This is a genomic window from Pedobacter sp. KLB.chiD (assembly GCF_047040275.1).
Lineage (GTDB): Bacteria > Bacteroidota > Bacteroidia > Sphingobacteriales > Sphingobacteriaceae > Pedobacter.
Window position 1 is genome coordinate 4,659,717 of sequence record NZ_CP178207.1, and the last position, 14,376, is coordinate 4,674,092.

Sequence of the window (14,376 nt, forward strand, 5' to 3'; positions counted from 1 at the left end):
GTTTTTACGATTTGTGAAGATAATCCAAATTCAAATCACATCGCTGTGATATTTAAAGGTTGATTTTTTTATTTTTGCATCACAACGACAACAATCTAAACTACGCCGTAAAACCTAGTGAAAAAAATTACCATTCTACTGTTGTTACTTACAACAGGTTTATTATGCGCCAATGCGCAGGAAAAAGCAAGCTTTGACAAAGCCTTCCAAAGAGCAAACAACGGTAAATCCCGCATAGAGATCCCTCCCCTTAAAGAGCTGCTGCATATTATGCTGGCTATTACCAAAACCGGACTTAGCAATGATGATATGGTGAATCAAAGTGGTAGCTATTATCAGGATGTACTTAAACATTTTAAGCCGTATGCAAACGAACCCATCATAAAAACCTTTGATTCTCTACTGAATGTTTCGCTCTATCATTATATTTTCATCTCCGGAAATGCAATGTCTTATGATTTATCGGGAACTACATTAAAGCGTAATCCTAATTATATTTTTCCGGCGAGGGGGGTGGCTAATATGGTGATCAATACCAATCCGTTGGATACCTATAGAAAAGATATCGAAGCGTTCGCTAAAAAATCGCAGTTCCTGGATTTCTATAGTCGGAAAAAGCCATATTATAAAAAAATAATTGCAGATTATAAATCCGGTGTAAACCTGGACAAACAGTGGAAATGGCTCGAAAAGAACTTTAAAACCCACATCAACAGCTATCTGATCCTGTGCTCGCCCCTTATCAACGGCCTTAATTATACCACTGAATTTAAAGACAAAGGTTTTAGGCAGATCGTGATGGTACTTCCCATGCTTGATCATGATCCTAAACTTTCGGCTATTCAAAACGAACTTTTCAACACAAGGGTGATGTTTTCAGAAATAGACCATAATTATGTTGGTACACCATCAGAGGCCAATAAAACTGTAATAGATAGCGTATTTAAAAACCGGGTAACGTGGGTGAATGAGAAAGCCGAGGGTACCTTTGCTTATCCAACCCCTGTCCAGGTATTCAACGAGTACATGACTTTTGGGGCTTTTTTGATCTATTGCAAGGACAATTATAGTGAAGCGCTTTATGCTGAAACCCGAAATAATGTGATTAGTTTGATGACAGCGCGTGGCTTCCCGAAAATGGAGCTATTTACATCATGTTTGGAGAAGGTAAGATCGGCAGCTCCTGATAAAAAGATTGATGATTTGTATCCGCAACTACTGGAGCTATTGGACAAGTAGCTCAATGAAGTATCCTTTAGTTTAGTAATTAAGGGCTGTCTCTTGGTAAATATTAAGGATGATCAGAAAGTATTAATGTGTCGTTATGAAAGAAAGTTAAGGCTTGTGGTTTTATAGCAGGTCTAAGTAAATATTTGGGATGAGGCTCAGTCTGTTACACAATTATTGATTAAAAAGTCGGCTACTATGGTGATAAACTCAATATAGTGCCTATATTTGCAGTCCTGAAAAGGAGAAGAGGTTCAAACTTTAAAGAGAACAAAAGGAGTGGTAGTTCAGCTGGTTAGAATGCCTGCCTGTCACGCAGGAGGTCGCGGGTTCGAGTCCCGTCCATTCCGCGAAAAAGTTTATTTCAATTAAAAGCCTGTAAACGAAATTTTTGCAGGCTTTTTTTGTTTTCTGGAAACACTAAATTATTTATTCTTCGTAAGGAAAGTGGCAATTTGGTGAGCAATTAAACGGTACAAATGCTTATTAATTATAGCTTATACATTTGTAGATGAGCTTTTAAGTAATTAAACACCTCGACTGTATTTGCCGGTATTTTCTTTGCCTGGTAACATGATGATGTAAAATGACAGGGACAAGATTTGCTATTTGAAATTAGTTCTAAGAGTAAACATTTGAGCAATCTTTTGGTTATTCTATAGATTTATACTTTAAGCAGTAATTACATATTGTTTATGGTTCGGTTATGCTCCAAGCTAAAGGGCAAATTGATTACTCAAATTCTGAAGCTGGCATCTGCGCAACTGCGCACCAGCTAAATGGGCTGGATACGGCCAACACACTTGCTCCACTGGTGTAACAAACCCGTATAACATCGCCTGCGCTACAGTAAACCGTTGTTGAGGCGTTTAAGACTTGGTTTTGATTATTGTAAGAGCTTGATGCTGCCATCTGTACGGTGTTTTTTTCAATAACTAGATACCGTTCTACTATTCCCGAACCACTATTTGTGACTTGTATCTGAAGGTTTGCAGTAATACAGTATACCCCGGATCTTCTGATGGTAATGGCATTGCCGCTGGTGAACATCGGAGCGTCTGACCCGCTGGATTGACTTTTGATAATTGATTCATAATTTAATCGTGTGGTTTGGAGTCCTGGTAAAGATTGGGAGGCGCCCTTTAATATCACAAAGCTGGTCAAAGTGCCTGTAGTTCTGGAGTCAATAATTTTATTCCACTGATTATGGTGCCAGGTGCATAATCCCCCTAATCCTGATGAGGTGTTGGTGTTGAATACAACCATGCCATCAGTTGGAGTAACTCCATTTAAGGCCATAGTGGGGCTGGTTAAGTTTATGCGTGGTGGTAAAAAACCACGGTTGGTACTTTCCAGCTCTAAAATGCTACTTGCTGCTGGAGGGGTGTTGGCGCCTATTTTTACTTGTGCCTTAACAATATATATATTGATTAACAAAGTGCAAGTAAGTAAAATTGTTTTTTTCATAACGGACAATTAGAAAGTTGTTAATGGTATTTGCGTAATGGCTAACTGGGTACCGCCATCGTTAAGTGGCGTACCTACAGGATCAGATATTATTCTGATGTAATCTCCTGCTTGTAAATAGTGTAACCCGGTATACGTTGGGCTCATGACGTCTGTGTTTTTATTATAAAATTCAGCCTTGCCGCTAGCAATTCCATTGATGCTGATGGTTATGCTGCCGATGGTGATAGAAGATGTGCTGACGATTATTTGTCGAAAACTTGCTGAGATTAAATATAGTCCCTCTGTTCTTATCCATATCTGAGCCGGATCGGCTGCATAATACATAGGCGCAAGTTCGGAAGGCTGATTAATATAAACAGGGTCCCATTGTATGCCGTTAGTTGCAGTTGCATTAAGTGCAGTAAAACGGGCATTAGTGGAATTTTTAATTTTTTCTATCATCCTGTTCCAGCGGCCATTATACCAAACATATAACCCGACACCGGTACCTGTAGTGGTATTTGTTGAGTAGATCATCATTCCGTCTGCGGGTGTGATGCCGTTAAGTGCCATAGTGAGACTTGTAAGGTTAATACGGGGTGGTAGGAAGCCTTTATTTGACGCTTCCAGTTCTAGCATTGCTCCGGTATTGGGAGCACCAGATCCTCCGATTTTCATTTGGGCCCATAAGGTGTTCTGGGTGACTATATAGATAATTATTAGTAAAGTTTTCTTTTTCATATTCATTATAAGATTTAAGAAATATCATTATTAATTCGTCCTGGTAGATATCTGTGTGACACTCATTCGTGTCGTAGGAAGCCCGCCGGGAGCAACAAGAGGTTTATTGTTAGCGCTAAAGCATGTTAGTTTAATCTCGTCGCCTGCCTCGCAGTAAATAGTAGTAGATGTGTTAAATGTCAATCTATATCCACTATCCGTAACACCATATGTATTGTAGCCCACACCTGATGTTTGCTGATTATTTTTTAAAATGGCAAAATATCGCAACTCACCGGTAACCGCATTTTCGAGTCTGCAACTGCCTGAAACAAAATATAAGCCTTTGCGTCGTATGATGATTTTGGTAGGGTTTGATGAGGACCACATGGGCGAATCGCCCGTCGGCTGTAAGATATCTGGCGCAGATTCCCAGATTATATCGTTGTTCCCGACTACGAGATTCTGTCCATATCCTTTCGTTACTGTTATGTGGCTTGCAACAATTTTTTTTGTATTATCAAACGGTTCCCATTTTCCGCCCTTCCATATAAAGAGTCCGCCAAGATTTCCATCACCGCTCCAATTGGTAGAAAAGATGATCGTGCCTTCTGCGGGGATAACGCCGTTTAGCCGCATTAATGCATTGTTTAAATATATCCTGGGGGTCAAAAAGCCTCGGTTTGTACTTTCAACGTCCAAAATCGCTCCCTGGTTAGCCGTGCCGTTAGAGTTTGCGATCTTCACTTGTGAAAACGTAGGGGTTAAAGATGTAGCGGTTAGAGATAGCGGCAAGATTATATTAAAAAGTTTGTTTTTAATCATCCTTTTAAGTTTTTAGTATTAATAATCGTAACATCTCGAGTTGTATGCGCTGAATGTAGTTTTCGAAAAATGCTTATCCGGATGGTTCAGGTCAATAGCGAATTTCGATGTATATAAACTGTATATTCTTATACCGATCTTTCATAAATATTTAAATCTATACCTAAGTAATACGACTAATATTCGTGTTTATATTAAAGACGGGAACGAAACAAAACAAGACATTTTTTGAAATAAATTGTTTCGCAAATATAGTTAATATTTCAATTTAGAACAAAAATGATTGTTTTTGTTCTAAATTGAAACTATATGTTTCATAAAAAATGTCAATTGGTTTGAGCCCTTTTTTAAAATGTTAATCCTGTATTGATCATTGAAATTTTGGCGCAGGTGATGGCTATCATTGGTTTATGAAAAAATAAATCCAGTAAGGAAAGTAGAATTGGTAGGCCTAAGGCTACATGACGGGGCTTTCGGTAGATGGTTAAATTTATACAATAAGTGTTTTGTTCCATTGGTCAGGAAAACAAAAATCCATTCATTTAATTTACGTGAAAACTTCAAATTAATGGTTTACGTGTTTTTTTCTGCGCGTCGAGCTAATCATTCGCAACAGAAATAGGCGACTGGCATACATATTCACCAATTAAAAATATTGCATAAAAACTATCATTTTGGTAATTCGGAAAGGTAGGTTATCCAAACACGATTAGAGAATTTTCACCTATTTTACTGCTTTCTTTTTTAACAATTCTTCGTAGGCCTGAAGTTTTTGTTCTTCCGTTGGGTTAGAAATCTTGATTCCGGCTTTCTCAAACGCGCCTAATAATCTTTTATCAAAATGAGCAATGTATAGTGCAAAAGATGACGAATCTTTTTCTTCAGGTATAGTTTTAAAAGGAATGTCTGGCGCTTTAAATCGGTACAGAACGGCTTGCGTGCCATCATTTCCATCTAAAATAACAGAGTCGCCATAATCTGTAATCTTCGCCTGATAATCCTTTGTGAGGTATTTTAAAGAATCATTTTCTATTTTGTAAGGAAGCCTGAAACGGCCAACTTTCTGGTTATAAAAAACTACATATTGAGAATCAATATCAAATTCGCTATAGCCATTTGCTGTGGAAAACCGATGCCATTTTCCGATCATTGATTTTTTATTTCCATCTCTATTTTTAGGATTTGGTGAATCGCATGCCGAAAGGATGAAAATAAAAAAAGCTAGAGAATAAAGGATGGATCTCATGTTAAAAAAATTAAATATTGAAGACAGTTTAATCCGGATAAGAGATTAGAAAGCAGCTATGGTATATTATTGCCCGGCTTATGGCCAGGCAGTAATGTTTTGTGAGTAGTTAAACAGATGTTATTGTGCCCAGATAGTACAGTTAATGTTGCCGTTTGTATTGGTGCCCCATGTTTCGGAAACCATGATAGCCGGAATATTTAGCTGACCAAGTGTATGCCCTAAGCTTTGCCACTTATTATAGTGGTTGGCAAAAGTAATGGTGTGGTTTTGCCCGGTAGACGTTTTCGTAACCCTTGAGCTGTAAATCTGCCTGAAACCATCACCACCGTCGATGTTTTTGCCTGTCATCCATCGGGTCCATACATTATAACCGGCGCCATCGGTTTCAAATGTACCCAGGTAAGTACCATCATGCGGTGAAACTGCACCCCAGGTTTCATTCACATAATATTCATAATAAGGGCTTCTGCTCCATCCATACCAGCCAAAAGTACCCCCTCCAGAATTTGAGTAGGCGCCCAGGTTATATCCTATCTTATAGGTTGGCGACCCAACCGAATAACCTTTGCCGCAAGTGAAATTACCGTTAAATCCATTCCAGTTAACACTGTAATTTCCACCGATGCCATTGGCGTAGTTAACTGTGCCAGTTGCACCATCACTCTTCCAAAGCGACCAAAAGAAGCCGTTGTGTGTACCCGATTGATAAGATTCTACTGAGGCAACAGCTTTGTCGGAAGGAGGTTGAGCAATAGTGGTCTCCGGCTCTGTCTTTTCATTTTTTTTACAGCCGGTTAAACCTGAAGTGCCTGCAAACGCTAAGGTTGCAGCTACAACAAAAGTAACCTTCCTGGTTACACCTGTCAATGAGTTTCGTTTTCTCATAATTAAAAATAAATTGGTTAGGGAAGCAAAATAAATGTATTAAGATTCGGTAGGTAGCTAATAATCAGCAAATTTGTTATACAAATGTTTATACATTACGTGTATTTTTAATTTTATTATATTGTAGTTTTTTATTTATATTTCATCATAGTAAAGAACAAAAGGTAATGGACTAATAATTATCTTTCTGCCCAGGTTTTTTTTCAATGTGGCTCATTCGTAACTTTCCATATAGCGTTTTAATAAGTTGCATCATTTTGATTAAAAAACAAATAGATAATGAAAAAAATAACGCTCGCATTATTGGTGGGTATTACGCTACTAACCTGTAAAAAAAATAAAACGACTTCTGATTGCGGGGACAAGATCTGTACTGAGGAATTTGCTTCCATAATGATAAAATTCGTAGATAATAAGGGGTCTGGTATTGAAGTAAAGGATTTCGATGTAATCAACCAACGTACAGGGAAGCGCATAATGGCTAATTCGAGTATTTCTACCAACACCACGAAAGGTGTGTTTATTATTGTTGATGACCAAAATAAAGCCGACTTATCAGAACAGGGGGATGATTTGAAAATTATGGGTACTGCTGTAGATACCCAGCAAACGAAGTCTGTTGTTGTTAAAGTAAGTGGGGGTAAATGTGCATGTCACATTGTTAAAATCTCTGGACCAGATCAAGTTGCTTTCAATTAATATGATTGACGGTAGCATCTAATTGAAATAAATCTCTCCGAGGAATCGTCATTGCAGACGACTTTTTTAAGGTCTGTCAATGGTAAAATACAGAATGACCAACCTTAAAATTGATCTGGCATTTCAATACTAACCTGAATTTGATAATTACTTGTTAAAAATAGTGTTTTAAAGGCGATTGATTTCGCTCTATTCGTCATGCTGAATTTATTTTACAAGTAGCGCTAGCATTTTCAATTGCCTTGTAGCTACTGCGTGGTCAACATCTTTTTAGCATGCAAGACCCTGAAATGAATTACCTTCGGTGAGCTCGCCAAGGCTCGGTTCAGGGTGACGACTCTGAATTGAAAATGTCTTACAGGGACCATTAAAATTGGATTCAGGTAACTATGCAAAATCCAGATAAATTACCCTTAATTTTGAATCAACAAAAAAGCTGTACCTATTTTTAGTTGGTACAGCTCCATTATAAAATTTACTCCGAGAAATAGTTCTAATCCAGCAATGTCCAGGTTTTTCTGGCCTGTACCTGTTGTACCACCTGCTGTTCGGCAACTACGATATTTTCTTTACGCTGACCAATGTATTCTAGTCCACTTAGTTTATTCCAAAGGGCGACTAATACGTTCATAAATTCGCTTACCATTACCATACTGTTATTAATCTGCTTATGATCGTAAACCAATTCGATGGTTTTGGCCAAAAGCTCTTCAAAATTTCCTGGCGTAACATCTTTCCATTCGTAAAAATATTTGAGCAACTCTTCCCTTTCGCGCGGATCAATCAGTTTGATGGCAGTAAAAAAGATATGCGCCAGACTAGAAAAATAACCGGTCAAAACAACGGGCGATTCGCGGTGCGCAATATTTCTGTATTCGTAGAATAAGCCTGCAATATAATCCACAATCTTTTCAGAAATCAGACGGATATTTTTGCCAAGCGGTGTAATATTGTCGCGTCCTCCCGTTTTATCAATGATTTTGAAAGCAGCCAGCTGCAAATCGTTTAGTAAAACACTGAAAGACTCATAATATCTGATCAATGCCGGATGGCTGGTTATGGTTGAGCTTGGCGGAATATAATTAGTGTTGATGGACAATCTTCCGTTCTCGTAATAAACCTGTCCAATCGTTAAAAAATAGCTGTCTGCCGTTTGTGAACTCACTTCACTTTCAGGCAAAACGGTGATAGAATAGCTTTTAGCCAATTCAGGATAGCGGATCGGGCTTTCTTCAGGATTTGGTGTACCTGTGGGTACGCGGTTAAATGGACTCACAACCAGCAGAATTACATAGTTACGGGGTTCTGACTGGCCAAAATAATGGTTATGAACCAAGGTGTCCATGTTGTCGGATTGTGTAATATCAATGTGGCAGCCCTCGGGTGTAACAGCGTTACAATACCTCACCCTGATTTCGATATGATTGGTTGCCTTTTCGATTATTTCGATGTCGTGTGAACTTTTATAACCCGCAAATGGGGGTAAAAATCCGTAATTGCTGCTATTGAGCTGTAGCGATACGGCATCTCTGACAAAATCCTGCAAATAGAGATCGCTTACCGTGAAATGATCACTGGAAAGTTTCATGCCATTAATCCAGTTGATGGATTTATATTTCAGCGGCTTTATCATGATAAATGTTTTTATAGATTAGATAAATATAGCACTTTCTCCAACTTCGTTAGGCTTATTTATGTTTTCTGATACGCGTTTTGCATAAATGGTCATTTTCTCCGTAATACCGTTTTCAATGATATCCAGATCAGGATCTATGAAAATATTACGTTTAAAAAAGGAAGTTTTAATAAAGAAAATCCATTTATAATTCTCATGGTCATCGCTTCTGAACTCCACAGGGCTTTTGGCAAACTTCAGGTTGTAATCGTCAATAAACTTATGAAACCAGATACCGAAGTTCATGTTTTCTACAGCTTTAACTTTCACTTTTAATGGTTCCGGGTCGGTGCTTCTTTTATAAAGTTCTAACTCCAGCACCAAAAGCCTGTTGAAATCTACATGATCCATATTGATATCTAAAGGTGTATCAGGATACTTCCATATTTTGTAGATTTCTGAAGGAATGCTCAGCAGGGAAACATAGGCCCACCAGAAAAGAAGCGGAACAAAGAAACAGGCAATGCTGCCCGCACCAAACCAGCCAAAATTTACTGAACTTAACCAATTGAAGGCAAGTTGATACAAATAGACCGATAAAATGGCCGCAACCAAGGTGGCGAAAAAAATAAATACCTTACGTTCCAGCAAATCTTTCGGGTAATATTTTGTAAGTAAATAAACAAACACAATGCCCGTCAGAAGGTAAAAAATACAGCATATAATATAGCCCCAGGGCATAAAATTAAAGTTGAGGAAGCCCAAAAAACCTGGAATCGCTAAAATAATGCCGATAATCAGAACACTTACAATAAGTTTTTTGTTGTTTAGAAATTGGTTCTTCTTGTTGATGATAGAGAGTACCGCCGTTGAGACCATAAAGATCAGCGGAAACAGGAGAAAGCGAATAAAAAATGATTTAACGTCCATTAATTTTTATAGATGATGCACTACAAATATAGTATCTTTAGTATTTGATATGATTCTTATTTTTTTCGATAACAAAAATTTAATCCTATAACAAAAATGCAAGCTTAAAGTTTACATGAAAAAAGAAACTTTTATTAATAATGACCTCTTTACAGATTACAAAGCAGTAGCCCATGCTGCCGATTTGATAGAACGTGATGTTATAGCAGCCGATCGCATCGAAATTATTCCGTTAGGCCCCGATAAGCGGGCTTTTTCAAAAGATATTGAAAGTACAAGTGTTTATTATTCTGAAAAAAGAAGGCACGACCGCGTTCGGATACATACGAATAGGGAAGGCTTATATGATATGCTGCCTGAAGGTCTTTTCCACCGGCCACCAACCGGTAGTGCCGGCATGGATGAAGAATCGATGATCAAGGATATCAGGGAACGGAGGGAAGAAGAAAAAGAGGCCCGATTATTTTTTACCCCGTTTGACGCCGAAATCAATCATGTAAGGATCATGACCGAGCTTTATGAAAATATGCTCGATAAAAAAACAACTTATTCTGATTTAGGCCGGATTTTTGAATTTGGATGGGACGAATTTAACCTTCTCAACAAGGAGCAGAGTATTATCTGGATGCACCTGTTACCAGAGATCCAACAAAAAAGAAACGATATCGATTTTGTTTCTAAAGTACTTACCGCATTGTTTAATCTGCCTATCGCCATTGTAAATGCTACAGCTCATGTTAAGCCCATAAAAATTGCAGACGATCTGCAGATCCAGCTGGGCTCGGGCGCACTGGGCATTGATACCATTATAGGAGATAGTTTTACCCCGGAAAATGAATCGTTCAATATTAATATTGGGCCAACTTTCCCGCAGGAATTGGTGAATTTTATTCCAGGGCAGAAAAACAGAGCCATTTTGGATATGGCCATAAGCTATTTGATGCCTGTAGATGCAGAGGTAAATGTTGAGCTCCTTACTGCGCCCGATTTTCAGGAGACGGTATTAAGTGCAGATGGTGAGCGTGCTTATCTTGGTTATACCGTATATCTTTAAAATTTCATTTGATAGCTGATCGGATCCTATATATGCAGCTTCAGGTTTTGCTTTCCAAAAAACAGACATCAAATGTAGCTGACACGGAAAGGCACTATTTAGGGGTTTTGGAAATGAACAGTTCTACTCCTATGGCGGTTGGCAGCCCCGCTATCCCTTCAAGTCCTCGCTGCGCTCCGGGCTTTCCGTTTTATCGGGTTTAGGAACGAAGGGCGGTGCAACTAGGCTCCATACAACTCCAAATAGTACCCCCAACCTGCGTAACTAAACGGGATTAAAGTGGCAGCTCCTGATTTTTCATCGGGACTATAACGGAAAGCCCGGCGAACATTAAATGCAGCTTCAGGTTTTGCTTTCCAAAAACAGACATCAAATGTAGCTGACACGGAACGGCACTATTTAGGGATTTTGGAAATGAACAATTCTACTCCTATGGCGGTTGGCAGCCCCGCTATCCCTTCAAGTCCTCGCTGCGCTCCGGGCTTTCCGTTTTATCGGGTTTAGGAACGAAGGGCGGTGCAACTAGGCTCCATACAACTCCATATAGTACCCCCAACCTGCGTAACTAAACGGGATTAAAGTGGCAGCTCCCGATTTTTCATCGGGACTATAGCGGAAAGCCCGGCGAACATTAAATGCAGCTTCAGGTTTTGCTTTCGAAAAAACAGACATCAAATGTGGCTGACACGGAAAGGCATTATTTAGGGGTTTTGGAAATGAACAGTTCTACTCCTATGGCGTTTGGCAGTCCCGCTATCCCCTTAAGTCTTCACTGCGCTCCGGGCTTTCCGTTTTATCGGGTTTAGGAACGAAGGGCGGTGCAACTAGGCTCCATAAAACCCCAAATAGTAACCCCCAACCTGCGTAACTAAACGGGATTAAAGTGGCAGCTCCCGATTTTTCATCGGGACTATAGCGGAAAGCCCGGCGAACATTAAATGCAGCTTCAGGTTTTGCTTTCCAAAAAACAGACATCAAATGTAGCTGACACGGAGAGGCACTATTTAGGGGTTTTGGAAATGAACAGTTCTACTCCTATGGCGGTTGACAGCCCCGCTATCTCTTCAAGTCTTCGCTGCGCTCCGGGCTTTCCGTTCTATCGGGTTTAGGAACGAAACATGGTAGATTTTAGGCTTAATGAAACCTCAAATAGTAGCACTGACCTACCTATATAAACGGGATTGCAGTGGCAGCTCCCGATTTTTCATCGGGACTATAGCGGAAAGCTCGGCGAACATTAAATGCAGCTTCAGGTTTTGCTTTCCAAAAAACAGACATCAAATGTAGCTGACACGGAAAGGCACTATTTAGGGGTTTTGGAAATGAACAGATCTACTCCTATGGCGGTTGGCAGCCCCGCTATCTCTTCAAGTCCTCGCTGCGCTCCGGGCTTTCCGTTTTATCGGGTTTAGGAACAACAGATAGTGCATTTTGGAAATATAAAACCTTAAAAGTCAACACTGACCTACTAAACAGGATTACATTAAGTAGCTCCAGATTTTCATCCTACCGTGTTGACACCTTTTTTTAGAATAGTTTTTGGCGTTTTACTCACTAGCTTTAATAAAACACGGATTTTAACTAAGGACGCTGTCAATCCCGAAAGAATGATGTGCCGCTGTTTTTTTGATGCGCAAGGCATTGTGCAAAGGGCTCATCGCCGGATGGACAACGCGCTTTGGATACTTTGGCGCCACAAAATGCTTAGCATTCTTGAGTAACAGCTAAACCAACTAACGACAACGAAAAACTACCACGCCACCGCGGCATAGCGCGATAGAAGGATATCATAATAACAGGATAGCAATCTGATCGAGATGGGACACCGATCATTATACTGCCCTATACCATGCTGGTTTCAACATTAACCGGTAATGCACATTCATCGTGCTTCTTAAATTCAATTTTGCCAGGGTAAGACTCAAAATCTCTTCCCAATCTTGTGCGCTAAGTTGAAGGTTGTCTGCCGGTTCGATGACAATATCTGTAGTTTTAATAAAACCTGCATTCGGCTTGTTATCCATAATAATGCCTTTGGCCAGTGTAATACCTTTTATTTTGTTGCCCAGTTCGTAACGGCAAAAATTAATGACGTCTGCTTTGGTAATAATCCGGTCTGCCGTGGTCAACCCATATTTATAGGCCTGTACGCTGTTTGTGGCATTTAGCTTCGATCGGCCTCCTTTTGTCTGGCTCAACAAAAAAATACTTTCAGCATTTACCTTGTTATTATCGTATAGTGCTAACCGGCTGCCTGCATTAATGTGGTTGGCCTCTTCCGCCTGTGTAACCCAGATATCTAAAAATAAAATATCAGCATCGTCAATCGGTTTTAATACAATATAACTCGGTAATTCTTTGATATCTTTTAATGCCGAACGGCTCTTTTGTTCGATAAGTGCGATATTTTGTTCTAAATTTTTAAGAACCGTGCTTAAAAAATCCGGACCATATGCAGAGAATGAAGCTTTCTCATCCCTGAGCAGTTCAAACAGATAATCGACCAGCTCTTTTGCGTTTCTGGTATCAAAACGCTCCGTGCCACCATATCTGATGGAAAAGGAACCGTCGCCCTTATCATTTTCATTGGTATAAGGAATTTCGTTGTAACTTTTGCCTTTATTATCTTTCAGATTTTCTACCGCCAACATCTGATCCATCGCTTCGGTTTTAATCGGGATAATATTGTTCATGGTTTTAAGCCGGTGTTTAATCTGGCTTAACTTTTTATTTACCACAGGAAAAGCATTGATGTAGATATGGAGTTCATTCAGCATTTCCTGATTAATGGCTGCGGGGAAAACTACCTTTAGCCATTTTACTTTTGGATCAATCTGATTTAAAGCATTTGGTTGGAAAATGTTTGAAAAAGTAGCTGGTAATTCCCTGCTGTCATCAATATTAAAATCATTAAGATCGCCAAGGGTAATAAATCTGTTGCTGTAAAATTGTAATACATCGGCCTTAATCCGATTAAGTAACTGTTTGTGATGAAACGGAGCTTCAGCTTTACCGGTTAAGGGCTCGTCCATAAACCTCTCCGTATAAGCCGTAATTTCGTTATCCTTATAGAACCATTTGCCCAATGATAAAAGATCATAAGTATTTTCAGGCACCGAATAATTTTTCCAATCAAAAAATAAATTCAGTTTATTAAAGTCCATCCAGTTTTTTATGCCGGTAAAACCAATGTAGAGGGTATTTTTCTCTATAGAAAAACCAGGCAAAGTGTTTAACACCGGCTGCTTACTCATTTGTTCTACATTAAAAAGTGTAGTTCCGGTGGCGATATATCTTATAGCAGCATTTTTAACTTTTACCGTATGCAAAGGACTAAAGAAAATATCTGCTTTTTTAGCCTTATCATTTTCCTGCAGAATATTTTTCTTAAACGCAAACTGGGTATATGGCGAAAGATAATCTTCTTCTTCAATAGGTCTGGCATGGATAATGGCATGTGCAGGTAAAGAGGAGGTTAGATGATCAGGAGCCAGAATACGGCTAATTTTATCGAAAATCCTATTTTCCAGGTTTTTTACATCATTAGATACGTTAAAAAGTTCGTTGCTCAGGGCATCAATAATCAGCTTTACAAGCGGATCAAAATCATTACTGTCTTTAACATTCCAAAAATCTTCGGCATTTTTTAAAATTCTATTTCTGATTTCATCTTTTGATGAATAAAAAACTGGCTTCATGTGTAGAATATTTTGAGCGTTCTGG

General features: G+C 39.1%; 12 protein-coding genes and 1 tRNA gene. 4 read left to right on the forward strand and 9 right to left on the reverse strand.

Annotated elements, in window-relative coordinates:
- Positions 1–117 precede the first annotated feature (117 nt).
- Both ACK1I8_RS19225 and ACK1I8_RS19230 read left to right on the forward strand, forming a co-directional pair.
- On the forward strand, positions 118–1,239 hold the full coding sequence (locus ACK1I8_RS19225; RefSeq protein WP_412466892.1) for a DUF4932 domain-containing protein: 1,122 nt from the start codon (positions 118–120) through the stop codon (positions 1,237–1,239).
- Between the two features lie 264 nt (positions 1,240–1,503).
- Positions 1,504–1,577, forward strand: a tRNA-Asp gene (locus ACK1I8_RS19230).
- A gap of 382 nt (positions 1,578–1,959) precedes the next feature.
- On the opposite strand, the gene ACK1I8_RS19235 is transcribed toward ACK1I8_RS19230, so the two are convergent.
- The 5 genes from ACK1I8_RS19235 to ACK1I8_RS19255 all read right to left on the reverse strand — a co-directional run bounded on the left by ACK1I8_RS19235 (position 1,960) and on the right by ACK1I8_RS19255 (position 6,355).
- Positions 1,960–2,694 (reverse strand): hypothetical protein, encoded by a 735-nt coding sequence (locus ACK1I8_RS19235; protein WP_412466893.1) that lies wholly within the window; start codon positions 2,692–2,694, stop codon positions 1,960–1,962.
- 9 nt (positions 2,695–2,703) lie between these two features.
- Entirely contained in the window at positions 2,704–3,417 is a 714-nt protein-coding gene (locus ACK1I8_RS19240; protein WP_412466894.1) for a hypothetical protein, read from the reverse strand.
- A 30-nt stretch (positions 3,418–3,447) separates the two neighbouring features.
- Entirely contained in the window at positions 3,448–4,221 is a 774-nt protein-coding gene (locus ACK1I8_RS19245; RefSeq protein WP_412466895.1) for a hypothetical protein, read from the reverse strand.
- 724 nt (positions 4,222–4,945) lie between these two features.
- The gene (locus ACK1I8_RS19250) at positions 4,946–5,467 is read right to left on the reverse strand and encodes a hypothetical protein (protein WP_412466896.1); all 522 of its coding nucleotides are present in this window, start codon (positions 5,465–5,467) and stop codon (positions 4,946–4,948) included.
- A 120-nt stretch (positions 5,468–5,587) separates the two neighbouring features.
- Positions 5,588–6,355 carry a glycoside hydrolase family 11 protein gene (locus ACK1I8_RS19255; protein WP_412466897.1) on the reverse strand — a complete coding sequence of 256 codons (768 nt, stop codon included), beginning with the start codon at positions 6,353–6,355 and terminating at the stop codon, positions 5,588–5,590.
- A gap of 279 nt (positions 6,356–6,634) precedes the next feature.
- Here ACK1I8_RS19255 and ACK1I8_RS19260 point away from each other — a divergent pair, with 279 nt between their 5' ends.
- Positions 6,635–7,054: a hypothetical protein gene (locus ACK1I8_RS19260; protein WP_412466898.1), complete on the forward strand. Its 420-nt coding sequence runs from the start codon at positions 6,635–6,637 to the stop codon at positions 7,052–7,054.
- A 493-nt stretch (positions 7,055–7,547) separates the two neighbouring features.
- On the opposite strand, the gene ACK1I8_RS19265 is transcribed toward ACK1I8_RS19260, so the two are convergent.
- Entirely contained in the window at positions 7,548–8,687 is a 1,140-nt protein-coding gene (locus ACK1I8_RS19265; RefSeq protein ID WP_412466899.1) for a hypothetical protein, read from the reverse strand.
- Positions 8,688–8,705: 18 nt separating this feature from the next.
- Complete coding sequence (locus ACK1I8_RS19270; RefSeq protein WP_412466900.1) at positions 8,706–9,599, reverse strand: TssN family type VI secretion system protein; 894 nt, start codon at positions 9,597–9,599, stop codon at positions 8,706–8,708.
- 115 nt (positions 9,600–9,714) lie between these two features.
- Between ACK1I8_RS19270 and ACK1I8_RS19275 the strand changes: the two genes are divergently transcribed.
- Positions 9,715–10,653: a type VI secretion system baseplate subunit TssG gene (locus tag ACK1I8_RS19275; protein ID WP_412466901.1), complete on the forward strand. Its 939-nt coding sequence runs from the start codon at positions 9,715–9,717 to the stop codon at positions 10,651–10,653.
- A 753-nt stretch (positions 10,654–11,406) separates the two neighbouring features.
- On the opposite strand, the gene ACK1I8_RS19280 is transcribed toward ACK1I8_RS19275, so the two are convergent.
- Together ACK1I8_RS19280 and ACK1I8_RS19285 are read right to left on the reverse strand one after the other, a co-directional pair.
- A complete protein-coding gene (locus tag ACK1I8_RS19280; protein ID WP_412466902.1) occupies positions 11,407–11,628 on the reverse strand; it encodes a hypothetical protein in 222 nt (73 codons plus the stop codon).
- An 857-nt stretch (positions 11,629–12,485) separates the two neighbouring features.
- Positions 12,486–14,351: a hypothetical protein gene (locus tag ACK1I8_RS19285; RefSeq protein WP_412466903.1), complete on the reverse strand. Its 1,866-nt coding sequence runs from the start codon at positions 14,349–14,351 to the stop codon at positions 12,486–12,488.
- Positions 14,352–14,376: the final 25 nt, after the last annotated feature.